At 25.7% G+C, this 25,804-nt stretch carries 19 protein-coding genes, 1 rRNA gene and 1 other RNA gene; 1 reads left to right on the plus strand and 20 read right to left on the minus strand.

The genetic code is table 11. The features are described 5' to 3' along the window. Positions 1-114: 114 nt before the first annotated feature. Positions 115-636 carry an amidase domain-containing protein gene (locus ABFX13_RS13130; protein ID WP_346046780.1) on the minus strand — a complete coding sequence of 174 codons (522 nt, stop codon included), beginning with the start codon at positions 634-636 and terminating at the stop codon, positions 115-117. A 4-nt stretch (positions 637-640) separates the two neighbouring features. Then, entirely contained in the window at positions 641-1,225 is a 585-nt protein-coding gene (locus ABFX13_RS13135) for a DUF3298 domain-containing protein (RefSeq protein WP_346046782.1), read from the minus strand. Between the two features lie 151 nt (positions 1,226-1,376). Here ABFX13_RS13135 and ABFX13_RS13140 point away from each other — a divergent pair, with 151 nt between their 5' ends. Beyond that, positions 1,377-2,339, plus strand: coding sequence for an LCP family protein (locus ABFX13_RS13140; RefSeq protein WP_346046784.1), 963 nt, complete (start codon positions 1,377-1,379; stop codon positions 2,337-2,339). Positions 2,340-2,537: 198 nt separating this feature from the next. On the opposite strand, the gene wecB is transcribed toward ABFX13_RS13140, so the two are convergent. From wecB to rrf, 18 genes are all read right to left on the minus strand, one after another. After that, positions 2,538-3,644, minus strand: a complete 1,107-nt coding sequence (gene wecB / locus ABFX13_RS13145) for a non-hydrolyzing UDP-N-acetylglucosamine 2-epimerase (protein WP_346046786.1) — start codon at positions 3,642-3,644, stop codon at positions 2,538-2,540. Positions 3,645-3,772: 128 nt separating this feature from the next. Beyond that, complete coding sequence (locus ABFX13_RS13150) at positions 3,773-5,620, minus strand: FAD-dependent oxidoreductase (RefSeq protein WP_346046788.1); 1,848 nt, start codon at positions 5,618-5,620, stop codon at positions 3,773-3,775. Between the two features lie 40 nt (positions 5,621-5,660). After that, entirely contained in the window at positions 5,661-6,734 is a 1,074-nt protein-coding gene (gene csaB, locus ABFX13_RS13155; RefSeq protein WP_346046790.1) for a polysaccharide pyruvyl transferase CsaB, read from the minus strand. A gap of 14 nt (positions 6,735-6,748) precedes the next feature. Then, entirely contained in the window at positions 6,749-8,710 is a 1,962-nt protein-coding gene (locus ABFX13_RS13160) for a DUF5693 family protein (protein WP_346046792.1), read from the minus strand. 2 nt (positions 8,711-8,712) lie between these two features. Next, positions 8,713-9,456 (minus strand): WecB/TagA/CpsF family glycosyltransferase, encoded by a 744-nt coding sequence (locus ABFX13_RS13165; protein ID WP_346046794.1) that lies wholly within the window; start codon positions 9,454-9,456, stop codon positions 8,713-8,715. A gap of 83 nt (positions 9,457-9,539) precedes the next feature. Next, complete coding sequence (locus tag ABFX13_RS13170; protein WP_346046796.1) at positions 9,540-10,160, minus strand: sugar transferase; 621 nt, start codon at positions 10,158-10,160, stop codon at positions 9,540-9,542. A 201-nt stretch (positions 10,161-10,361) separates the two neighbouring features. After that, a complete protein-coding gene (locus ABFX13_RS13175; protein ID WP_346046798.1) occupies positions 10,362-12,005 on the minus strand; it encodes a family 10 glycosylhydrolase in 1,644 nt (547 codons plus the stop codon). 80 nt (positions 12,006-12,085) lie between these two features. Then, positions 12,086-13,771, minus strand: coding sequence for an N-acetylmuramoyl-L-alanine amidase (locus ABFX13_RS13180; protein ID WP_346046800.1), 1,686 nt, complete (start codon positions 13,769-13,771; stop codon positions 12,086-12,088). 1,081 nt (positions 13,772-14,852) lie between these two features. Further along, positions 14,853-15,734, minus strand: coding sequence for a glycosyltransferase family 2 protein (locus ABFX13_RS13185; RefSeq protein ID WP_346046802.1), 882 nt, complete (start codon positions 15,732-15,734; stop codon positions 14,853-14,855). 9 nt (positions 15,735-15,743) lie between these two features. Next, positions 15,744-16,835, minus strand: coding sequence for a glycosyltransferase family 4 protein (locus ABFX13_RS13190; protein ID WP_346046804.1), 1,092 nt, complete (start codon positions 16,833-16,835; stop codon positions 15,744-15,746). A gap of 697 nt (positions 16,836-17,532) precedes the next feature. Then, positions 17,533-18,270, minus strand: coding sequence for a glycosyltransferase family 2 protein (locus ABFX13_RS13195; RefSeq protein WP_346046806.1), 738 nt, complete (start codon positions 18,268-18,270; stop codon positions 17,533-17,535). 516 nt (positions 18,271-18,786) lie between these two features. Continuing rightward, positions 18,787-19,902 carry an EpsG family protein gene (locus ABFX13_RS13200; protein WP_346046808.1) on the minus strand — a complete coding sequence of 372 codons (1,116 nt, stop codon included), beginning with the start codon at positions 19,900-19,902 and terminating at the stop codon, positions 18,787-18,789. Positions 19,903-19,946: 44 nt separating this feature from the next. Next, positions 19,947-20,606 (minus strand): exopolysaccharide biosynthesis polyprenyl glycosylphosphotransferase, encoded by a 660-nt coding sequence (locus ABFX13_RS13205; protein WP_346046811.1) that lies wholly within the window; start codon positions 20,604-20,606, stop codon positions 19,947-19,949. A gap of 494 nt (positions 20,607-21,100) precedes the next feature. Then, positions 21,101-22,801 (minus strand): phospho-sugar mutase, encoded by a 1,701-nt coding sequence (locus ABFX13_RS13210; RefSeq protein ID WP_346046813.1) that lies wholly within the window; start codon positions 22,799-22,801, stop codon positions 21,101-21,103. A gap of 165 nt (positions 22,802-22,966) precedes the next feature. Further along, an RNA gene (gene rnpB / locus ABFX13_RS13215) (RNase P RNA component class A) lies at positions 22,967-23,304 on the minus strand. Positions 23,305-23,413: 109 nt separating this feature from the next. Beyond that, a complete protein-coding gene (gene galE, locus ABFX13_RS13220) occupies positions 23,414-24,427 on the minus strand; it encodes a UDP-glucose 4-epimerase GalE (RefSeq protein ID WP_270647729.1) in 1,014 nt (337 codons plus the stop codon). Between the two features lie 35 nt (positions 24,428-24,462). Further along, positions 24,463-25,350 (minus strand): UTP--glucose-1-phosphate uridylyltransferase GalU, encoded by an 888-nt coding sequence (galU, locus tag ABFX13_RS13225; RefSeq protein WP_346046815.1) that lies wholly within the window; start codon positions 25,348-25,350, stop codon positions 24,463-24,465. A gap of 365 nt (positions 25,351-25,715) precedes the next feature. Next, a 5S ribosomal RNA gene (gene rrf / locus ABFX13_RS13230) occupies positions 25,716-25,804 on the minus strand; the annotation flags it as partial.

Genomic DNA, 25,804 nt, shown 5'->3' on the forward strand with positions numbered 1-25,804 from the left:
TTTAAAAAAGCTAACTCCTGTACAATACAGAAATCAGCTTTTATCAGTTTTTTAATAACTCTCTTTTTCTAGTGTCCTTGACAAAGGGTCCACTTTAATATAGGCTCATCTTTTTTATTGATAGTATCCAAATATTTTTATATATTTTCTCTCTCCTATTTTTTCACTCAAAGGATAATCTAATAAATCTTCTGTATGTTGGCATATAAGATAATCTAATAAGTAATTTTTATCATCTAGTATTACCTGTGTAACTATCATAGTATGATAAGCTATTCCCTGATATACTAGTTGTATTAAATCACCAATTTCTAATTGATTATAATCTGCAACTTCTGCATATATTCCATAATTTTGTGTTAATTCACTGTTATTTTTTATGATATATCTTCCAAATGCATCTGCTGCTGTCCATGATGGTGTTCTGCTTGAATCACTATACCAGTACCACTTCCCCATAACATCTTTCCCCTGGTTATCAAATGGAATCTTACCTGCATATATACACTGAGATATATAATTGGTGCAATCTCCTCCCCATGGATCATAATCTTTATATTTAGGATTTCTATATAATGCCCATGTTCTTGCATATTCGGCGGCTGCTTCTCTATTATATTCCTTAAGCACTTTCATTAAATCACTCCATTAAATATTTTTTTGTATAATCACTTAGAAATTCTTTTATTTCTCTAAAGTATAATTTTATATTTTTTATTTCGCTAGAATTTAATACTTCATAAGATGAGAAATTTATACATATATATTTTGAGGTTATATAAAAAGGCAGGTCGAAAGTTATATCTTGAGTCAGCTCTTGTATTTGATTTTTTATATATCTTGTTATAAGTTCTTTATAATTAAAATTTTTATTAAAAATATCTTCTTTTAATATATTTTTTTCATTTTTAAGATCATAATTATATGTGTTTATATAATTAATTATATGATTATTTCTATATATTTCTGAAAATACTATAGAAATGCTTATTATATCATTTTTATTAAAATGAGTTTCGTAGTCTATAAATATAGTTGATTTTTCATTAGAATATACTACTTCTTCTTTTGATATGTCTTTAAATATATTTATATCTTCATAAACCTTTTTATTTATATTTTTTATAAACATATTATCTTCATATGTCTTTATCACAGGATATTCTATTATACAATTTAAACTCTCATCTTCTATATCAATATATCTACTTTTTACATCTATCATTAGAATACCTCCTGTTTTATTTATATATTATTATCTATGTGATTTGTGTCAATTTTGTTATATATTTTGTAATCTTTATAGTATTGAATATATGTTTATAGTTTAATATAATTAAGTGTACGTTAAAAATAATAAGAAAGAAGGGATTTTTTTGTCGAATTTAAAAAAATTCGTTATTGCTCTATTGGTATTAGTTATATTAATACCTGCAGGTGCATTTGGATATTTATATTTTAAATTAAATACTATGTATGATAGTAGTACAGATTCAAAAGCGCTTAATGATACTAAATATAAAGAAGTTAGTGGAATAACTAATATCTTATTAGTAGGTACAGATGGTAGGACTTTAGAAGAATCTTCAAGATCAGATTCTATGATGATTCTTACTATAGATAATAAAAATAAAAGTTTAAAACTTACTTCTTTAGCTAGAGATACATATGTTAATATACCTGGTCATGGTGAACAAAAACTTACTCATGCTTATGCTTATGGAGGTATTAACTTATTAGTTGAAACTATTGAAGATAACTTCAAATTAGATATTCAAAATTACGCTATAGTTAATTTCTTCTCATTTATGGATATAATTGATACTTTAGGTGGGGTTGTAGTTGATGTTAAACCTAATGAACTAAATGAATTAAATAAATTTATACCTGAATGCTATAAATTCGATAAAAATCCTAATAAAGGACCTATTGAATATATAAATAACTCAGGTACTCAAAAATTAAATGGATACCAAGCTCTGTCTTATGGTCGTATAAGAAAAAATGATAGTGCATTGGAAAGAGATAGAAGACAAAGGGCTATTATACAAGGTATCATTGACGGTATTAAAAATTTACCTGTAACTAAATACCCAGAATTAGTTGATAGTATACTTCCTTATATTAAAACTAATATGAAGCCAACTACTATATTATCACTTGGAGCGACTGCTTTAACTATAGGCGATTTCAATATAAAATCATTAGAGTTCCCTATGGAAAAATATAGCACTGGTGGTATATATAAAAATGCTGGTTGGGTATGGAGATATGATGCTGATAAGTGTTTACCTATCTTACATGATTTCATATTTGACAATGTAATGTATCAAAAATAACTTAATATGATGCTAAATAATTTTTTCTAATAAACTACTATAATAATTATAATAGTTTTGTAACAGATAATTAATAATATAATGTTAATTTAAATTGTTTATCTAATATATAAAAAGTGCTACTGAATAAACTTCAGTAGCACTTTTTATATATTTATATAGTTTAAATAAATTAGTTTTTACAATTATTTAGTTACTTTATTTTAACCTATCTATAATTGCATCAACTATATATTTACTTGAGTTTCCATCCCCATATGGATTTGATGACTTACTCATTCTATTATATATATCTTTGTTAGTCAGTAACTCTTTGGTATCATAATATATTTGTTCTTCATTTGTACCTGTTAATTTCAATGTTCCTGCAGATACACCTTCTGGTCTCTCTGTTGTATCTCTTAATACTAATACAGGTTTGCCTAAAGAAGGGGCTTCTTCTTGTATACCTCCACTATCTGTCATTATTATATATGCTTTACTTAAAAAATTATGAAAGTCAAATACATCCAAAGGTTCTATAATATGAACTTTTTCATTATCTCCTAAAATTTCATCTGCAGCTTCTCTCACTAATGGATTTAAATGTATTGGATATATAACTTGCACATCTGAAAATTCATCAGTTATTCTTTTTATTGCTCTAAACATATTTCTCATTGGTTCACCTAAGTTTTCTCTCCTATGTGCAGTTAACATTATTATTCTATCTGATCCTATTTTATCTATTATTGGATTTGAATAGTCTCTTTTTACAGTAGTTTTAAGTGCATCTATAGCAGTATTCCCTGTTATATATATCTCTTTTTCACTTTTTCCTTCTCTAATCAAATTAATTTTTGATGTTTCAGTTGGTGTAAAATGCATATCTGCAATAATCCCAGTTACCTGTCTATTTACTTCTTCTGGATATGGTGAATATTTATCATATGTTCTAAGTCCTGCTTCTACATGTCCAACTAAAACCTTATTATAAAAAGCTGCTAAACTTCCTGCTAGAGTTGTTGTCGTATCTCCATGTACTAATACTATATCTGGCATTACATTTTTAATCACTTGATCTAAACTTTTTAGTGCCCTAGTTGTTATATCAACTAAGGATTGACCTTGTTTCATTATGTTTAAATCATAATTTGGATTTATATTAAAAGTTTCTAAAACTTGATCTAACATTTGTCTATGTTGAGCTGTTACACAAACTATACTGTCAATTTCTTTTCTTGACTCTAATTCCTTAACTAGAGGAGCCATTTTTATAGCCTCAGGTCTAGTTCCAAAAATAGTCATTACCTTTATTTTTTTCATATATACTACTCCTTTTAAATTTAAAATAAGTTGTATCTAATATTAATTTATATTATAGATAAATAAAATAAGTATATATAATTCTAAATGTGAAAAATATATACTTATTTTTTAATTAAATTGTATTGTTATTTTTTTATAACATCTATCTGTTGTTGTTTTATATCTTCTTTAAAGTCAGGCTGTGAAAAATTCATGTACTCACTAAATAGTACATATATTTGTGCATTTGTTATATATTTAGATTTATTTATTTTATTATAGATATCTTTATCTAATATACCTGCCTCTTTTAAATCATTTAAAGACTTAAAACTTTTACTAAATAAAATTGATGCTAACTTTATAAACTCTTCTTTTGTTATATTGTCACTCATATTGTTTATAAATTCAATCTGCTTTTCATCAATTTTTATATTACTGTGCTCTTTTATCAAGTTTACAATATTTTTTATTTCAGACTTACTAGCCTTTTCATCTAGATGCATTGAATTTTTGTATTTTGATCCTAATATACCTCTTATTCTCAAATGTTTTATATACTTTTCAGCATAGTGACCTTCATATGGATTCTTAGGCATATCTGGAAATTTCATATTACCTACTTCTTGCATTTCTTTATGTACTTTATCCATATGATTATCTCTAACATTTCTTAAATTCATATTGTTAGTTATAGCATAATCTACAGCATGTACCGCTCCTTGTGCAATATTCATCAAGACAGGTACAGTCCTTGCACTACCATGTGCAACAATATCAAAACTTGCATTTCTTCCTAAAACGACTACATTTTCAATATTCTTTGGTAGCATCGCTGATAAAGGTATTTCATATATACTATTTCCATTCATAGCATTTCCATAACCTTCTTTGTAAGTAGTTTGTAGATCGCTAGGATAACTTCCAAAGCCAATAACATCATTAAATCTTCTGTGAGCTATTATATCATATCCATTTAATGTATAATCTCCAACTATTCTAACCCCTTCTCTTATATATAGCTCTTTCGCAATTATACCTGCTTTAGCATTTTCAAATCCAGGCAAGTTCTCCCTCATATATTCAACTATGTTAGGCACTTCTTTTTTAGCTATATTTATTATATTATTGTAGGATTCTTTATCTAAAGGATTAACTTTAAAAGCTAATAGTGCATTTAAAACTATACTTCCATCATCTTGTCTAGATATATTCAATCCTCTCATTTTCAATAGTTCATTTTTAGGTGTGTACTTATACATCTGTGCAAATCCCCATGCAGCATTTCCTGTAACTCCAGTATATGGATCATTGTCATTTTTAAGGGCCTTTTTTATTTCATTCCAATTTACATCCTTTACAGAAAACATAACTCCTGCTGCTGCATATTCATTAGGCTGTCCAAATTCACTTCTTCCAGTTCTAAATTCTCCACCCATTTTTCTAGTATATTCAGCTTCATATGAACCATCAAAAATATATTCTCCTTTTACTTCCTTTATTTTTCCATCTTTACTATAAGAAACTCCAACTGCCTTTTTATTATTGTTTTTATCAACTATAGGTGTTATGTTTGTTGCACCTTTTACTAGATTTATATTGTCATTTTTTACTACTTCATTAAAAAATTCTTGAGTTTTTTTTAAATCTAAATTATGCCCATTATTTGCATTATTGTAAAACTCAGTAAAAAATCCTTCATGAAGTATTTCATCTCCATTAACATAATTTAAATCTAGTGCCGTCAGCATTCCTTCAGTAAATAATCCTCCTAGATTATTATCTTGTGTAATCATATCCACATGATAACCAAGCCTAGCAGCTGTTACAGCTGCCGTTATGGATTCCGGCTCACTTCCTAAAACGATAATACTTTTATTTTTATTTTCTTGAGATTGAATTATCATTTTATTTTTATTTTCTTTATTTAAAATAAAAATACCAATTAATACAATAACCATTATAACTGATACTATCCCTAATATTTTTTTCACACTAATATTTTCCCTTCTCTTAGTTTATACGTAAACTACCTTAATATTTTTTATTAAAAATATCTATTGCCTTATTAGCTGTGCTTTTAGATAGTTTAATTAATTCACTTGAACTCTGATTTAATTCTGCTTTTAATTTTTCATTATTCTCTAACATATCTAAACTTAGTTTTAATAGACTTTCTGAAGACCATTTCTCCTCAACCGAGCCTATACATGGCTGTTTAACTAACTTTAAAAAAGATTCAATCTTAGGATCGTAAGATATCCCTATCATTGGAGTATTTACAGTTGCTGCAAATATCAATGCATGTAGCCTCATACCTATCATAAGTTTAGACTCTTTTATATATAAAATCTTATCTTCTATATCTAAATTATGATCTAGTATATTAGCCTCTTGTTTCATCATATCTAACACTTTTTTAGATGTTTTATAATCATGTTCTCCATGCATAGGTACAAATATAACTTTTTTATTAGACTCTACTATCTTATCACATACAATAGCTACTTTCTCTAAAAAACTTTCATCACACTTATCCCAATCTCTTACACTTATAGTTATACTCTCTTTATCTTGTTTACTTTTATTTTTATTAAAGTCTTTTATATTAAATCCCATTACCGGGTCTGGAACTATGCTTATAGGCTTGCGTACTCCTATTTCATTTAATAATTTTAATGACTCATTATCTCTAAGTGTAATATATTCCACATTATTTAAAACTTTATTTATTATTCTTTTACTTCTCTCATTATTTATAGGACCTACTCCTTGAGCATATATGAATGTAGGTTTTTTAGCCAATTTAGCTAATCTCATTATAGTTGTATAGTATAGTACAGGTCTAGAACTTGTTACATCTTGTAACAAACTTCCCCCTCCACTAATTAAGCCATCACTTTTCCTTAACTCATTATATATCTTAAATATATTCCATCTATTTATAGCATCCACATTATATGTTTTTTTTGTGTGTTCAATATCATTAGATAAAACTACTATGTCTATAGTTGGATTAACTTCTCTTAAAGCTATAATTATAGATTTTAATATTGCTTCATCTCCTGCATTGTTAAACCCATAATATCCAGAAACTAATACCCTCATGACTATTCTCCTTTTTAAATTCTCTTTTTATTGTATATAAATTTAATAAGTACATTAAATATGAAAATATATAATATACCTATACCCGTTCCAAAGACTACCCCATATATAGTTCTTAAAAGTGAGTATATAAATGGAGTGTGTAAATGAGTAAATGTATTTACAGTAGACATTGTTGCAATAGAGCCAAGTATTAATATATATTGAGAATTTTTAATATTTTTATTATATAAATAATAAGCCATAAACAAAGCAGGATATCCTATCAAGAATTCTTTTGTTCTAGGTCTTACATACAATACTTTTTCCATAAATGCACGAATTTTCAATTCAAATTCACTAGCATTTCCTCCATTCCCACTTCTAGTTATATATATATATAACACTGTTAATATGCAAATCCCTATCACAAAATGGTATAACTTAAGATTTTTAAATCTATTTATAACTTCATGCTTTATAGATTTTAATGATTTCATATCCTTTATTTTATCTATGTTAAGGTTTAAAATAACCCATATAGCTGTTAGTACTGGTGGCAATACATATAAAAACTTAACTCCAGAGAATGATTTTAATTTAAGCATATAGTCTGTTCCATACATTATAGAAGCTATAATCATACCTGTTGATATTGCAATAGTCGCACTAATTATGTATTTAACTAAAAATGATTTTAAATTTGACTTATATGGAATAACTATAGCTGCAAAAGCTCCAATTATTGCTGTTGAAAAGGTATATAGTTTTATTAAAATATCAATGTCACTTTTTACCACAAATATAGAACCTAATATAACTATTGAAAATAAAGCAATAGATAATTTTAGATTTTTTTCAAATAAACTTAAAAATGTAATAGCTACAAGAGCTGCAAATGCTATACAAACAAAAATTATAGCTACATTATATTGTTGTATAATAGGTACTGGCTTAGCTATCCCAATATTATATTTATCACCTATTTGTTCTTTAGCTTCTTTTATAGAATACATTAAATCATTTACGCTATTTTCCACAGATCCACTATTTTTATAGTTTATAAAATCATTTATCGATATAAATCTTATATTTCTTTCTTTTATTGCCCTTGATATTCTTGCTGCAAGTTGATTTTTATTTAAATGCAACTCATTTACATTTACTTCATGAGCTCTTGTTATATTTCCTTTATTTAATTTAGAGTAAGTAGTTAATCCTACACTATTTTGAAACTCTGTAAGAAACACTGTTATTTTATTCTTTTGTAATTCTTTAAAATAATTTCCGATATTATTTGGATATCCAAATAAAGATTGTCCTCTTAATTGAACCTGATAAACATCATATATTTTAGACATATACTTTATTTGATCTAATAATAGTTTTTGATTATTTTCATTCTGAATATTTGCAATTGCTAAAACTGTATTAAATTTATTTAATTTTATTTTATTAACTTTTTTTTCATCTATAAAAAACTGATTTGTAAGTATTGGATTTTCTACTTTTTTTCCATTATCATTTATCATCATTTTACTATCTATGTAGAATATCATTTTGTCCTTATTATTTAAAACTTTATACTTTGATAAATATGTTTCTATAATGTATAACTCACTTTTTAAAAAATTATTTTTATCTAAACTTATAACTATATTCTCTTTAGATGCGTCTTTAGGTATATCTATATTTTTGTATATTTTATTTTTATTTAAAAACGTAGCTAAATCTGAAATTTGCAGTGATCTATATTTTGAAATTTGATACAAAGACTCATTTTTAACAATTATGCTTTTTATACCTTCTTGATTCATTTGTTCATAAAAATATTTCAACTCATTTTTATCCATATTTGAAATAGAATCTTCACTTATACCTATTTCATAAGTATTATTTTTACTTTCTTCTTTTATTCTATTTAGTAAGATTCCACTACCTAGAGCAAGCGCAATTATAAATACTAATGCGAACATACCTTTTAAATTTTTTTTCATATTTATTTAGTATCCTTTCTTTTCATACTCGCTTTTTCTTTTAAAATTTCTATTACAAATCGTGGAAGAGCAATAGATCTTTTCCATCTTTTAGGATCTCCTGCAACTCTATACAACCATTCTAAATTTAGTTTTATCCATATTTCTGGAGCCCTTTTTACAAATCCGCCTAGAACATCAAAGCTTCCTCCTACTCCAATAAAGCAACCTTTATCAACTTTATTAATAACCTTATCTATCCATAAGTCTTGAGCTGGGTATCCTTTAGCAACAAATATATAATCTGGTTTTAAATTTATAATATCATTTGTTATCTTATTGTCATCATCACTATCATATCCATGATTATATCCCACAATGTCTAATTTCGGATATTTCACTTGCAAATTCTTAATCATCATATTTAGAACTTCTTCTTTTGCTCCATAGAAATATACACTATGATTATTAGTATTCGCTTTTTCTAATAGGTCTATCATCAATTCTATTCCAGGTATTCTCTCTGGAATATATTCATTTAATATCTTAGCACCTTTTACGACCCCTATACCATCTGGTACTATATAGGTAGCCTTCTTTATAATATTTTCATAAGACTTATTCTCTTTTGCATACATTGCTATTTCGGCATTAGCAGTTACTATATAAGTCTTTTCATTTTTATTAACTCTTTTCAAAATTTCTTCAATTAAGTCATTCTTTTTCAAAGTAATAAATGGTATATCAAATATTTTTACAGTATTCATTAATCTAAAGTCTCCTAAAATTATAATTTTAATTGCTTTAAAGAGGCTGTCTCAAAATAATCGTATTTAAGACAGCCTCTTTCTTATATTTCTTTTTTTATATCCGATTTTTTTAAAACTTTAAATATAGTTATAAAAACTATCTTAATATCTAACTTTAAAGATCTATTTTGTAAGTACTCATAGTCCAATTTAACTTTTTCTTCATTCCCTATACTATCACGCCCATTAATTTGAGCTAGACCTGTAATTCCTGGAAGTATATTATCTACATTGTAATCTTGCCTTAATGAAATCAATTCTTTTTCATCTAATATTACTGGCCTTGGACCAACTATACTCATATCACCTTTAAGTATGTTAATTAATTGTGGCAATTCATCTATACTTGTCTTTCTTATAAATCTTCCTATTTTTGTAATAAATAAATTTGCATCTTCAAATTCATTAGTACTTAAATTTGGTGCATCAGTTTTCATACTCCTAAATTTGTAAATATAAAATGGCTTACTATTTTTTCCTGCCCTTAATTGTTTAAATATAACAGGTCCTTCTGACTCTAATTTTATAAGTATGCTTGTAATCAAAAATATAGGAAATAGTAGTATTATTCCTAATATAGATATAATTATATCTATCACTCTTTTTAATTTATTATAATTATTTATTTCATTTTCTATTATTAATTTGAGTTTATTCTCCACAAATATCCTCCTAATTATTAATTTCACTCTAAAATCCGAATTTTATCAACTATTTATATATTTTATCATTTTAATTTTATTTTGTATATATTTTTACTTGTTAAGCTATGTTTATCCATTTTTTTACATTTAATTTTATAAAAATAAAAGTAGTATTTACAAATTAAAAATTGTAAATACTACTTTTATTTTATACATTCTTTATTTTATTCTACTTAACATTACAACTACTTCTGCTCTTTTCATAGGATTTTTAGGAGCTAAAGTCCCATTTCCCATTCCATTTATATATCCATATTCAATTGCACCCTCAACTGAATCTTTTGCCCAATCTGATATTTCATCATAATCATTAAATCGTCTAGATTTATCATGATTAGAATCAGCTATACCTTTATAATTCGCTAGCATTTTTGCAGCTTCTTCCCTTGTTATTAATTTATCTGGCGCAAATATTTCTTTAGACATTCCATTTGCAACTCCATTAGTTACAGCTATATCAATTTCATTTTTTGCCCAATGATTTACCGTATCACTAAAAACTTTTCCACTTGTTTTTGTTAATCCAAATACTTTATTAAATACTTTTACGAATTCAGCCCTAGTTATTGGATTTTCAGGTTTAAATGTATTATCTTCATAACCATTTATATATCCTTTATTGTAAAAATTATTTATATAGTTTTCTGCCCAATGTCCCTTTATATCTGTAAAACTAGTAGCATTTTCAAAAGATTTTTTGATTTTATCTCTGCATCCTTGTCTATTAAATAATATATCTGAAGTAGAATAAAAAACACTTCCCTTAATAGTTTGATATTGATTATTTAAATCAATTTGTTTATCAATTTCATTTGCTACTACATCTTTGTATATTCCATGTCCTATATATAAATCAACATTCTTGCCATCTAATTTATTTGACCACCAATTAATTAACTTAGAGTAATCTGCTATCTTATAACCTATATTCCAATATATTTGTGGCACTATATAATCTATGTAATTATTATTTACCCAGTTTAAAGTATCCGCATAATCTGAATAGTAACTTTCCTTTCCATTTGTATCTGACCCACTTGGATCACTATCTCTATTTTTCCATATGCCACTTGGGCTAACTCCAAATTTTACATTTGGTTTTATATTTTTTATAGTTCTTTTTACGCCTGACATCATTTCATTTATATGATTTCTTCGGTTGTTAGCAACTTCCCCATCTTTACTCTCACCTTCTGGTAATGGGTAATTAGCTGGATAAAAATAGTCATCAAAGTGAATTCCATCTACATTATAGTTTATTACAATTTCTTCTACAGTATCATATATATGTTGTTTAACTTGTGGCAACTCAGGATTATAATATATTCTTCCATCATTGATTAAAGTCCATTCTGGGTGTTGTCTTGCTGGACTTTTTTCACTAAGTTTATTTAAATCTGTTCCTGTTGTTGTAACTCTATAAGGATTTAACCAAGTATGGACTTTGATTCCTCTTTTATGAGCTTCTTGTATAATAAATTTTAATGGATCATATCCAGGGTCTTTGCCCTGTATCCCTGTTAAAACATCAGACCATGGATTTATATTAGATCTGTATAAAGCATCAGCTTTTGGTCTGATTTGAAACATTACAGTATTTATTCCAACATCCTTTAAATTATCTAATATATTTATCATTTCATTTTTCTGAGTACTAATATTACCTTGTATTTTAGGCCAGTCAGCATTGTATACCGTTGTAATCCAAGCTGCTCTCATATCTTTATTATCAGCATATACATTTGTGCTAATTCCTAATGAAAGTAAAGCACATGCTATCATTATTGCTATTGCTTTTTTCATCTAATCAATCTCCCTAACTTAAATTTATGCACAAAAAAGCTCCCTAATATACGGGATGCTTTTTTACTCTTTTATGAATTTTAATTATTAACTCTACTTAATATAGTAACTGACTCTGCTCTTGTCATATTATTATGAGGTCTAAATGTATTATCCTCATATCCATTTATTATATTATTATCGCTTAAAGCATCAACATATGGTTTAGCCCAATTTGAAATTTCAGAGCTATCTTTAAAATTTAAATTTCCATCACCTTTTAAATTTAAAACTGTTGCTATTATTTTAGAAGCTTCTTCTCTAGTTATTTGCTGATTTGGTTTAAATGTATTATCTTCATACCCATTTATATATCCAGAATTCACTCCTATACAAACATCATTGTAATACCAATCCAATTCACTAACATCAGTAAAGTTTTCTTTTCCTACTTTAGTAAATCCAAATGCCTTATTTAAAAGCTTAACAAATTCCGCTCTAGTTATTGAATTATCAGGTTTAAAAGTACCATCTCCATATCCATTTATATAGCCTTTAGAAACAAAATCAAGAATAGCATTTTTTGCCCAATGACTATCTATATCATTAAAAACTATATTTGAATCTACATTTGAACCTATCTGAACATATTTACCTGATACGTATCCGTAAGATCCTTTGTATTTAATTTTATGCCATCCATCTTTAGTTTCAACTATTTCAACTTTCTCTCCCTTTGATAGCTTTCCTATTGAAGGATATCCAGTTCCGTAACCAGATCTTACATTAAGACCATCTGTCGTAACAACTCCAGTATTAATTACTGGCAAATCTTGTCCATCTAAATGGATATTATTTTTTAAATATGTCTCAATTCCATCTACAATTCCAGTTGCTAACTTATCCTGATATGCTGGATTTATAAGTTTCTTGTATTCTTGTGGATTTGATATAAATCCACTTTCAAATAACGAAGATGGCATATTCGATTCCCTAAGTACAGCTAAATTAGAACTTTTAACTCCTCTATTTTTTGCTCCTGTTTGATCAATAGCATTATTTTGTATATCTGTTGCAAGTGTCTTATACATATCTTTATTTGGGTGATAATATGTTTCAATTCCATGTGCACTTTCTGCATCAGCAGAATTTTGATGTATAGATACAAACACATCAGCCCCATATTCATTTGCCATAGCAGCCCTTTTACCTAACTTTATAAATTCATCTGACTCTCTACTCATTTTTACTTCTATATTTTTATCTTCTAATTTTTTCTTTACTTTCATTGCAACTTCTAAATTTAAATCATCTTCATTTTTATTACCAAGTCCAGGTGCTCCTGAGTCAGCTCCACCATGTCCTGGATCTATAAACACTTTATAATAATTTCGACTTTTGGGTTGTGCTTTGTAAAAACTATAATATTTAGGCAAATTGTCTGGAACATAAATTTCAACTACATGTAACTTATTGCCTATTTTTTGACTTATAAATACAGTTCCGCCACCTATAGCCTTTAATTGACCATTTTCATCTATAGATACTACTGAATTATTTGATAGCTTCCAATTTGGATGTTCTGATAAGTCTTTTGTTTCGCCAACATATAAAGCTATACCATCTTCTATTATTACATCTTTAGGATTATAATCTTGTATAATAGTTTTTAATTCCCCTTCTGCACTATCATTTGCATTAGCAATTGTAATACTTGATAAAAAAGACATAGTACATACTAAATTTAACACAACTAATTTTTTTATTAAATTTTTCCTTTTTCTCATTAATTCATCTCCCAATTCTAATTCTTTTTATATTTCGATATATTCTCCAATAAATATATTATCATATATTTTAGTCTAATAGTTATATTATTTATTTTTTGATAATTTTTTAATTTATATAGTACATTTAAATGCAAATTACTACATTATTCATATGTTATTTCACTAAAAAATTATATAATAAATTAATTGTTAAATTAAAAATAGCACACCTATAAAATATAAGTGTGCTACTTAAAATAGTTAATTAAAATTAATTCATTTACTCATTTATTTATTAGATATTATATTTAGCTGGCGTTATAAATTTTAACGCATATTTTTTGATTATCATTATCAGAATACCCATCAAACCCTTATATAAATAATTTTTTTGAATTTAGTTTATATATCTCTAAGAGTAGAATCTAAAACTTTTATATCTTTCATACTAAAACTCTATCTTACTTGTATAATTGAAAATTGCATTAGCAATATAAAAATTATCTTCTTCATCAATATCTATAGATTCAACTTTTGAAACTTCAACTAAATACGGTTTATAGCCTATTATTCTGTTATATTTTAAAAGACCATCTTTTTAAATATATATATCCTACTAATTTTTTTATAGAGAATCTCTAAATCCTTCGTCCTAGATATATTGCTTGGATTATAATTAAAACTTTTTCACCCTTCCAAATAAACTCTTATACTTTTCTAACTGTTAATGCTGAATCCTTATATCTAAACTTACTTAATCTATACCCTTTTGTATACTTTCAGCTTTTATAAACGGTGATTTAACATATGATAAAAAAATATATTTCAGCACCAATTTCACTTGAAAACGATCTTAATTTTTCATTCATGATAGTTATAGGCTGGTTTAAATTAGTCTTTCTTTTTTTGATTTTCCTCCCCTTAGATACATATTCAATAATTGACAATATACAGACACTTAATATAAATGTTTTACTTTTAAATATATTCTATTAATGGTTTTCCATTATCAAAAAGATTTTATATTTTTTTAGGTAGTCTCTCATTATTTAAATTTGCCGGTACTACTGCAACTATTTTTATAGTCATATATCCTTTATTAGTATATTAGTCTAGCATTAACTTCTTTTAAATATTTAACTGTTTCTTTAGATATTTCATTTCTATCCATATTTTTTAATATATTTAAAGTTTCAATTACTCCTTTGATATTACCACTTTTCAAAATATAATATGCAGACCAAATAGCTATATTTGATTTCACATACATTTTAGGCATATATCTATATATAACTTTTAATCTATTTTGATACTTATAAAAAGATTGTTTTTTTGACCCCATTCTCCCATTAGGAGATGCTTTGTGATAAACAATTATATCTGCTGTATATAATATTTTAAACTTATTTTCTATAATCCTAAACGAAAGGTCTAACTCTTCTCCTCCATATAAACCTAAATCTTCTGGATACATTCCAACTTTGTCATAAACACTTTTTTTAATAGCATGTCCTGCTCCAATAAAATAATATGTATATAAATTATTTTTAAAATCTAACCTTTTATTTCCATGTGGAATTTCATAGCTTACACTTTCCTTTGTGTAAAAGTTCTTTATATTAAATGCTAAACATCCTACATCGCTATTTTCATTAAAATAATAATCTACCTTATTTATTAAAATATTTATATCTTCAATTTCTATATCATCATCTAGAGTTATTAGTATCTCTCCCAAAGCTTTTTGTATTAGATAGTTTCTGCCTTTAGCAACTCCATAATTTATTCCTTCACAAAAATATTTATACTCAAAACTACAATTAGTTAAAATTTCATTAACATATTTTTCTAAATGGTTTTCAGAATTATTATCTAGTATAAGCAATTCAATATCATCCTTTTTATAATTAGATATTTGCTTAATTGTATCTAAAAATTCTTCCTCTCTTCCATATGTAATAATCAAAATTGACTTTTTCATAATCTCACCTTATTTCAATATTATTGTATAAATTTTTTTACACATATTATTTAGAGTAAATTTTTCTAAAAATTTTTTTCTAGAATTCATTCCAAATTCATTTCTCAATTCTCTAGATTCTATTAATATAGATATCTTATCAGCTAATTCCTTAACATTTCCTGGTTCAATCAAATATCCTTGCTTATTACTTTCTATAGCCTCTGGAATTCCACCAACATTTGTTGCTATTATAGGTAACCCACTAGCCATAGCTTCTAAATTTACTAAAGGAAATGCTTCAGAGTATGACGGAAGTATAAAAATATCAGATTTCCCATAATAATCCATCGGATTTACAAATCCTGTCATTTCAATGTATTTTTCTAACTTATATTCTTTTATTTGCTCTTCTATATTTTCTTTTTCCTCGCCTTCTCCGGCTATTATCAATTTAATATTCTTGTATTTATTACATAAAATTTTCATTGCTTTGATTAAATCTTCATGTCCTTTTAACTTCTGTAATCTAGCAACTGTAAGTAAATTTATTATATCATTTTCTTTTTCACTACGATATACTTCATTTTTAAATAACTTTTCATCTCTACCTATATGAACAACTTTTATTTTAGAATCATATTTATAAGAAAATATATCATTTATAATATCCTTTTGGTAGTTTGATACAACTATTATGTTATCTAAATTATTAAATGAAATTGCACTAAGAGTTTTTTTTAGAAAAGTTCTTTCCATATTTATTCCATGCCAAACTCCAATTTTTTTTACTTTATTATTTATAAATTTAGATAGATAATAACTATCAATTCCGTTCAAAAATATACAATCTATTTTGTTATCTCTTATTATATTATTTATTAACTTTATTTCTTTCATCATAGATATAAAATTAGATTTACTAATAAAATTTCCTTGCCTGCTAAATCCATGAATTATTTTTATACCTTCTAACTCACGTTCCAATTTTTTACTTTTTGGTGTTAATAAAATTTTGTCTTCATTGCTAATTTTGTCTGATTTATAATTAATTACATTTTTTAGAAAAACTTCTCCTCCTCCATAAATATCAGTAAAGTTTACAAATAATATTTTTCCCATTTTTTCACCATCCTCTTAAACTATAGTAAATTTATAAATTCATATAGTTTTTTCCATTTATAGTTATAAAATAATTTAATTATTCAATTATCTTACCTTCATATTTATATTTTTTAAAGTTAGGATATAAATTTTGTAATTAAGTTATATTTCTATAAGTATTGAAATAATCATTATATACATTTTGTGTAAACTTTTTCAAATATAAAATTGCAGGATAATAATAAAACAATTTAATATATATATAATAATAATTTAATATTTAAAAATGCACTTTTTAAGTATTCTTCTAACTTTTCATGTTTATATATATGGATTAAATTTTCATTTATTAGTTTTCTTTATAGTTTTCTATATCATCTACAGTATATTTTTATACAATATTTTAATTATCTTGTTCAAAAATATTACAAAATGTTTCAATTTTTTTATAATAATTAAAATGTATATTTGAAATATTTTCTTTTATTTCTTTATGTGCCTTAAACGATATATTTATATTGCTCCAACCTTAATTGTTAAATTTATACTTTAACTGTAAGATTCATGGTTTTTATTAATATTAAAAATTTTTAATTATAATATTTAAAGTAGTTATATATACTTATATAAGCGAAAATTTACTTATGTACGATTTAGATAAAAATTTAAAACATTAATTAAGATACTAAAAGTATTTTTATTAATATTTCCTAATTTATTTTAATAAAGATTTAATAGCATAATTTGAAAAATAAAATAAACTTTTAGGTACTGATATTTTTTCATATTTTCTATATATATCCCAAGTCCATAATGCTGATTTTATTTTATTACCACTTAAAGATTTTTGAGTTTTTCTATAAGATGCTAGTACTTCATCTATGCAATAAGCCTTTTGTCCACTTTTTAAAATTTTTATCCAAGTTGCAAAATCTTCATGTCTAATTTTAGGCATTTCTAAATCTGTAATGGAATTTCTATCTATAACAACAGTAAGACATCCAATTACATTTTGTTTTAATATATCTTTGTATGAAATTATTTTTTTCGATGGAATTATCTTTTGATTTATAATTTTAGAATTTTCATCTATAACTTCATAAGCTGAAAAACAAAATGATACATTATTATTTATCATATAATTAACTTGAGTTTCTAATTTATTTTTATGCCATATATCATCACTATCTAAAAAAGCAATAAACCTACCTTTAGCTTCTCTAATTCCTATATTTCTTGCATTTGCTACGCCTGAATTTTTTTTAAGTTTTATATATTTAAATCGATTATCTTTATTTAAATATTCTTTTATGATACTTTCTGAACTATCATTTGAACAATCATCTATAAATATCATTTCCCAGTTATTATATGTTTGGTTTAAAACAGATACTATAGTTTCCCTTATAAATTTTTCTGAATTATATACAGGTGTTATTATCGATACTTTCATATTCTATCTCCTATTTAAATATTAAATAATAAAGCATATTAAAATACTCAATATCCTATTGTTTAATATATAATATAATTTTATGCAATTTACTTTTAATTAATATATCAAAATAAATTAACTTCTATAAACTTATAGTATGATAAACAACGTCTATAAATATTTTTAATATCTCATTTGTTTTTAGGTGTTTGTTAAATTGTTCAACCAAATTATAAATTATTTAAGTATGAATTAAGTTAATATATAATATAAAGTATTTTCTATATTTATATTATATAAGTTATATCAGTTTTTAAATATTTCATACAATCTTACTTTGTGTTAATTATAGTGAATATATAATTTACAAATATTTCTATTATAATAATACGTTAAGTAAAATATAATTTATTATCATTTCACCTATTTTACTAATATATACTTAACAAAAGACTAAAAGCGTAGTAAAAATCCTACACTTTCAGCCTTTATTAAAATTCTAATATATGCTATTTCTCTATATATTGTTATCATTTATTTTTGCAATTTAGTTTTAATATTTTCTAAATACATAGGTAAATAAGATTTATAAGGCGTATAAACAGAATTTTCATCAAATAAACTTATGCTTTTAATAAAAAACATACTAACTATACCTGCAATCAGTAAACATATTATACCTTTAATTAATTTATTGCTACCTAAGTATACAAAATAACTTATTATAATAATACCAACAATATTAAATATAATAACCATTCTTTGTTGCAATACGTATGATTCTATTAATGAAAAATATGATATAAAACTAATTACATATAAATTTAAAAATATATTAAAGTATTTAAATTTCTCACTTAATCTATTTCTAAATAACAATGCTATAAAAATTACTACTATTTTTTCTATCATAGATGGAGATATGCCTGCTGTTACCCCAAATGATAAGTATCCATTTATAGATCTAGCTATTCCACTTGGCATAAATATAGTTATACCATGTATCCAATTTGTAAATCCTAATACTATAGATATTACCATAAAGATTACTAATACACTAGTTTTATATTCTCTATTTACAATAAAGTAAATAGGATACAATACTAATGTTGATTTATGGAAAAGAACACAAATAGTGATGCATATAAAATACTTTAAAAAGTTTTTTTCATATATATATTTTATAGAATATAAAAATACAGCTATACCAAGTCCCTGTCTTACAAACATAAAATTGGCTTGAGTATATCCATATCTTAAATATAAAAGAATTGCTATGAAATAATATGGAGTATATTTTTTGCAACTTAAAAAGATAATGCTTATTGTTAAAGTTGCCATAATGAAGAATACTTCATTTATTGATCCCCCTAAACTTTTGACTATAGTGTTAAACAAAATATATCCAGATTCCATTCTAGTACTAGATAGAATAAACTTTCCAACTAGTAAATCTTTTAATGTCCCTATGTTATTGAATGTACTAGTATATTCAGGCCAATCATTTCCAGTTTCAAATCTCGTACCTGCAAATATAATTAATAAAAAGCATAAAAGTGCATATATTATATTTTTCTTCTTTTTATCTTCAACGTATATATCCATAAAAGCACATACAATTGCAATAAAAAGTATCAGTAAATATGCCATAAATATTTCCTTCCTACTATTCCTAAATTTTATTATCTAAATTATTATCTTGCACCTTCTCCAGTAAAAACTACCCCAATTGTTTTTAAAATAATACTTATATCTAATAAAACACTTCTATTTTGTATATATATCATATCCCATTTCAATTTATCTTTTGGGCTTATATCATATCCTCCATTAACTTGTGCTAAGCCTGTCAATCCAGGTTTAATGTATAGCCTATCTATAAATCCAGGAATTTCTTTATTAAATTTATAAGTTAATTCAGGTCTTTCTGGTCTTGGTCCAATTAAACTCATATCTCCTTTTAAAATGTTAAACAGTTGTGGTATTTCATCAATTCTAGTCTTTCGTATAAATTTTCCAATTTTAGTTACTCGAGGATCATCTTTTTGGGCCCACTGTGCTCCTCCATATTTTTCTGCATCTATCTTCATAGACCTCATCTTATATACTAAAAACTTTTTTTCATTTTTTCCTAATCTCTCTTGAGTATAAAAAATAGGACCCTTATCTTCTAACTTTATAAGAATAGCAATAACTATCATAATTGGTATTCCTATTATCAAACCTAATAAAGAGGATACTATATCTAATACTCTTTTATATATTTCATATAAATATTTTTTATTTCTAAATTTATCTTTATTAATTTTTAAGCTATTGTTACTTTTTATTTCTGTATCTAAAGATGTTTGCATAAATTTCCCTCCTTTAATAAATTTCTATCTTTATTATTATAATTAAGATTAGTCATATTATCAAGAGTTTAAACAAATTTCAACATTAGTTGAATTATATATATTATAATATGCTATATAAATTTAAATACTATATATAAAATTTAGCATTTAAGTATATATATACTTTTACAGTATCTAATTCATCTAATTTTTTAGATTTTATTAATTACTTTTTATTATGCTGCATATAATTTTAATATAATATTTCTATGAATAACATCAATAAAATAAACTAATTTGAATAATATAGACAATGTTAACTTATATATTTATCCAATATTTAATTTAATTCCTATAAAATCCATTATAAGTAAAACAAAAATAAAATCATTTAGTATATATAAATTCACAAAATTCAACAACTATATAAAAATAGCTACTTTCAATAAAATTAAAGTAGTTATTTTTATATAGTATAAAATTTTAGAAATATCCTCTAAATTTTTTAATTTTTATTTTATTAAGTTTTTTATTTTTTCATTAAGATTATCTTTAACATACTGGCACTTATTCTCAGCTTTTTCTTTTGAATTTTCACATATCCCTATATAAAATTTAAGTTTAGGCTCGGTACCAGAAGGTCTTGCTGCAATCCAAGATCCATCTTCTAATATAAATTTAAGTACATTTGACTTAGGAAGTCCATCTATTCCTTCATTAAAATCCTTGCTTTCTATAACTTTTAATCCATCTACTTCATCTAATCCATTTAATCTGAAATATTCCATTACCTCTTTTATTTTCTCAAGCCCAGCTATTCCACTTAATGTAAGAGAGATCATATCTTCTTTAAAGTATCCCACTCTATCATAAAGTTCAATAAGCCCTTCATATAAGCTCATTCCTTTGTCATGATAATATGCTGCCATATCTGAAATTAACATAGATGCTACAACCCCATCTTTGTCTCTTGCATGGGTTCCTACTAAGTATCCGTAACTTTCTTCATATCCCATTATAAATGTTTTTTCATTTGTTTTTTCGAAAGTTTTTATTTTATCTCCTATAAATTTAAATCCAGTTAAAACATTTAAACAATCTACTCCATAACTTTCAGCCACTTTTGCCCCAAATTCTGAAGTAACTATAGTTTTTATTATAGTAGCATTTTCAGGAACTTCATTTTTTGCCTTTAAGTTATTTAATATATAATTAACTAATAATGCCCCTATTTGATTACCTGTTAATAATTCATATTCTCCACATTTAGTTTTTACTGCTAACCCAACTCTATCACAGTCAGGATCAGTAGCTATTACTAAATCAGCTCCTTCTTTTTTAGCTAAAGCTATACCTCTAACTAAAGCCTTCTTATCTTCTGGATTTGGATAATCTATCCCAGAAAAGTTAGGATCTGGCTTTTCTTCCTCTTTAACTACTAATACATTGTAAAATCCAACTTCTTTTAAAACTCTTTGTATAGGTACATTTCCAGTCCCACAAAGAGGAGTATATACTATTTTAAAATCTTTTCCTACCTTAGATACAATATCTTTCCCTATAAACTGTTTTTTAACAGCCTCTATAAATGCTGTATCTTGTTCTTCTCCTAACATAACTATAAGTTCTTTTTGATTTTCTTTTATAGTAGGTATTTTACTATAATCGTTTATATTGTTAACTTCTTCAGTTATTTTCTCCGCTATTTCAGGCATAACTTGTGCTCCATCTTCCCAGTATACCTTATATCCATTATACTCTGGTGGATTGTGACTAGCAGTTATAACTACCCCTGCTATACAATTTAAATTTCTAACAGCAAATGAAAGTTCTGGAGTCGTTCTTAAACTATCAAATATATATGCTTTTATACCGCATGCAGCTAAAGTATTTGCTGTTTGTATGCAAAATTCTCTAGATTTATATCTACTATCATGCGCTATAACAACTCCTCTTTCCATTCCTTCTTTCCCTACATTTTTTATTATATAATTAGCAAGTCCAAATGTAGCTCTTGCTACAGTATAGTCATTAATTCTATTTGTTCCAGCACCTATTATTCCCCTTAATCCAGCTGTTCCAAATTCTAAATTTTTATAGAATCTTTCTTTTATCTCATCCTCATTATCTTTTATAGCTATAAGTTCATTTCTTGTATCTTCATCAAAGTATAAATTTGTAGTCCAATCATTATATAATTCTTTATATTTCATTCTTAATTAATCTCCTTTTATAATCTTTTTATCTCTTCCCCTATTATATTTTATTATTTTACTATATATTGTTAATATTTTCTACAATATATGCTTACTTGTATCATTTTTGAAACATTTACACATAAAAAACACTAGAAATAATCTAGTGTTTTATATTCAAATAAATTGAGCAAATCTATAAGCGGAGTTCTGTATTAGATAATCATCTTTCTAGGCTTATTGTCACCAATAAGCTCAAGCGGCCTACCTACCGGAGAGTACGAGCAATACTCTTTATATCCTATCTTGGCCTTGCTCCGGGTGGGGTTTACACAGCCAATTAGTCACCTAATTGCTGGTGAGCTCTTACCTCACCTTTTCATCCTTACCATAAATGGCGGTTATTTTCTGTTGCACTTTCCTTAAGATCGCTCTCACTAGGCGTTACCTAGCACCCTGCTCTGCGGAGCTCCGACTTTCCTCGTGTAGTAAATACTACCCGCGATTATCTGACTTACTCAGTATTAAATTTTTAACAGTGTAATTATATTATCACAATGTATATATAATGTCAATTTTTTATTCTTAATTCTATATTTGTAAAATTTAACATTAAAGTTTTACATTTATTTAATTATTATATCCATTTGGATTTAAACTTTGCCATCTCCATGAATCTTCACACATTTCATCTAATTTATATTTAGCTTCCCAACCTAATTCCTTTTTAGCCTTAGATGAATCTGCATAACACATAGCAATATCTCCAGGTCTTCTTTCTACTATTTTATAGGCAATTTCTTTTCCACTCGCCTTACTAAAAGCATTAACCATTTCTAAAACACTATATCCATTACCTGTACCTAAGTTATAAGTTACTAATCCTGAATTTGTTTCTAACTTTTCTAATGCTTTTACATGCCCTATAGATAAATCTACAACATGTATATAGTCTCTTACCCCTGTTCCATCAGGAGTATTATAATCATTTCCAAATACACTTAACTCTTTTAATTGACCTATTGCAACTTTAGTTATATAAGGCATTAAATTATTTGGAATTCCACTTGGTTCTTCACCTATTCTCCCACTCTTATGTGCACCTACTGGATTAAAGTATCTTAATATGGCAACATTTAAAGACTTATCTGCCTTACATATATCTCTTAACATATCCTCTATCATAAGCTTTGTTTTCCCATAAGGATTTGTAGCTGATAATGGAAAATCTTCTAATATCGGACAAGTATGTGGATCTCCATAAACTGTAGCAGATGAACTAAATACAAAATTTTTAACATTATACTTTCTCATTGTTTCTAGTAAAACTATAGTATTTATTAAGTTATTAGAGTAGTATTCTAATGGTTTTTCAACAGATTCTCCAACTGCTTTTAATGCTGCAAAGTGTATAACTGAATCTATTTTATTTTCCTTAAAAACAACTTCTAGTTTTTCTTTATCTTGTACATCTAATTCATAAAATTTAGGTCTAACTCCAGTTAATTCTTCTATTCTATCAAGAACTACTATATTACTATTTGATAAATTATCAACTATAATTACTTCTCTTCCTGCTTCGATAAGTTCAATAGTAGTATGGCTTCCTATATATCCTACTCCACCAGTTACTAAAACTGACATAAAATCGCCTCTTTTCATTTTTATTTTTTTATAAACTATCTAACTGTTTTATTATTCTCAACTATATTTTTCATATAATCCATTAATCCATCTTTTAAATTATCTCTTTTTAATGCAAAGTCTATAGTTGCTTCTAAGAATCCTAGTTTATCACCAACATCATATCTTCTTCCTTCAAAATTATATGCATATATAGCTTCATGTTGTGCTAAAGTTTTTAATGCATCTGTAAGCTGTATCTCTCCACCTTTTCCTGGAGCTTGATTTTCTAATATCTCAAATATAGCAGGAGTTATTATATATCTTCCTAATATAGCTATATTAGATGGAGCTTCTTCTACATTTGGTTTTTCAACCATATCTTTGACTTTATATACTCTATCCTCTATGTATTTACAATCTAGTATTCCATATTTATCAGTATTTTCCCTATCTACCTCTTGTACACCTAATATACTAGTTTTATATTCATCATATGCATCTATTAATTGCTTAAGACATGGAGTTTGAGAATCAACTATGTCATCTCCTAAAAGTACTGCAAATGGTTCATCACCTATAAAACTCTTTGCACAGTGTATTGCATGTCCTAATCCCTTTGGTTCCTTCTGTCTTATATAATGTATATTAACCATATTTGATATATCTTGTACCATTTTTAACATTTCAGTTTTACCTTTTTGCTCTAACTCAAGTTCTAATTCCACAGATTTATCAAAATGATCTTCTATAGATTTTTTATTTCTTCCTGTTATTATAAGTATTTCTTCTATTCCAGAATTTATAGCTTCTTCTATTATATATTGTAGAGTTGGTTTATCAACTATAGGAAGCATTTCCTTTGGTTGAGATTTAGTAGCTGGTAAGAATCTAGTACCTAGACCAGCTGCCGGTATAATGGCTTTTTTAACAGTCTTTTTCATTTTAATCCCTCTTTCTTGTTAATTAATTTATATAAAAATTCCTAAATTTACTTATTTTATGTAACTATAGTATTTTACAACATTTCTATTAATTTGTCTGTCGTTTTTTGTCGTTTTTGTAAATACTATATATATCTATATATTATCTTTCCTGATTTCATAAACTTATATAGTAATAACTATTGCATTTACATGTAGCATATATACCGTTTATGATAAACTTATAAAATGTAATAAATCTTATATAAAAAAAGAATACTATTGAATATTAATATGAGATTTTCCGTGTACATGCTATTATATGTACTAAAAATGATTGTTTAACCTCTTACTTTTCTATAAATTTACTTAAATAAAAAAAGATTACGCGGCTACGTCCTACTCTCCCAGGCGGCTTCCCACCAAGTACCATCGGCGCTAAAGAGCTTAACTTCTGTGTTCGGAATGGGAACAG

The organism is Paraclostridium tenue, from assembly GCF_039521565.1.
GTDB lineage: Bacteria > Bacillota > Clostridia > Peptostreptococcales > Peptostreptococcaceae > Paraclostridium > Paraclostridium tenue.

Bases quoted from the DNA above. Each gene is read 5' to 3' on its own strand.
- ABFX13_RS13130 (WP_346046780.1), bottom strand. From the start codon at position 636: ATGAAAGTGCTTAAGGAATATAATAGAGAAGCAGCCGCCGAATATGCA.
- ABFX13_RS13135 (WP_346046782.1), bottom strand. From the start codon at position 1,225: ATGATAGATGTAAAAAGTAGATATATTGATATAGAAGATGAGAGTTTA.
- wecB (WP_346046786.1), bottom strand. From the start codon at position 3,644: ATGAAAAAAATAAAGGTAATGACTATTTTTGGAACTAGACCTGAGGCT.
- csaB (WP_346046790.1), bottom strand. From the start codon at position 6,734: ATGAGGGTATTAGTTTCTGGATATTATGGGTTTAACAATGCAGGAGAT.
- ABFX13_RS13160 (WP_346046792.1), bottom strand. From the start codon at position 8,710: ATGAAAAAAAATTTAAAAGGTATGTTCGCATTAGTATTTATAATTGCG.
- ABFX13_RS13165 (WP_346046794.1), bottom strand. From the start codon at position 9,456: ATGAATACTGTAAAAATATTTGATATACCATTTATTACTTTGAAAAAG.
- ABFX13_RS13175 (WP_346046798.1), bottom strand. From the start codon at position 12,005: ATGAAAAAAGCAATAGCAATAATGATAGCATGTGCTTTACTTTCATTA.
- ABFX13_RS13180 (WP_346046800.1), bottom strand. From the start codon at position 13,771: ATGAGAAAAAGGAAAAATTTAATAAAAAAATTAGTTGTGTTAAATTTA.
- ABFX13_RS13185 (WP_346046802.1), bottom strand. From the start codon at position 15,734: ATGAAAAAGTCAATTTTGATTATTACATATGGAAGAGAGGAAGAATTT.
- ABFX13_RS13190 (WP_346046804.1), bottom strand. From the start codon at position 16,835: ATGGGAAAAATATTATTTGTAAACTTTACTGATATTTATGGAGGAGGA.
- ABFX13_RS13195 (WP_346046806.1), bottom strand. From the start codon at position 18,270: ATGAAAGTATCGATAATAACACCTGTATATAATTCAGAAAAATTTATA.
- ABFX13_RS13200 (WP_346046808.1), bottom strand. From the start codon at position 19,902: ATGGCATATTTACTGATACTTTTTATTGCAATTGTATGTGCTTTTATG.
- ABFX13_RS13205 (WP_346046811.1), bottom strand. From the start codon at position 20,606: ATGCAAACATCTTTAGATACAGAAATAAAAAGTAACAATAGCTTAAAA.
- ABFX13_RS13210 (WP_346046813.1), bottom strand. From the start codon at position 22,801: ATGAAATATAAAGAATTATATAATGATTGGACTACAAATTTATACTTT.
- galE (WP_270647729.1), bottom strand. From the start codon at position 24,427: ATGTCAGTTTTAGTAACTGGTGGAGTAGGATATATAGGAAGCCATACT.
- galU (WP_346046815.1), bottom strand. From the start codon at position 25,350: ATGAAAAAGACTGTTAAAAAAGCCATTATACCGGCAGCTGGTCTAGGT.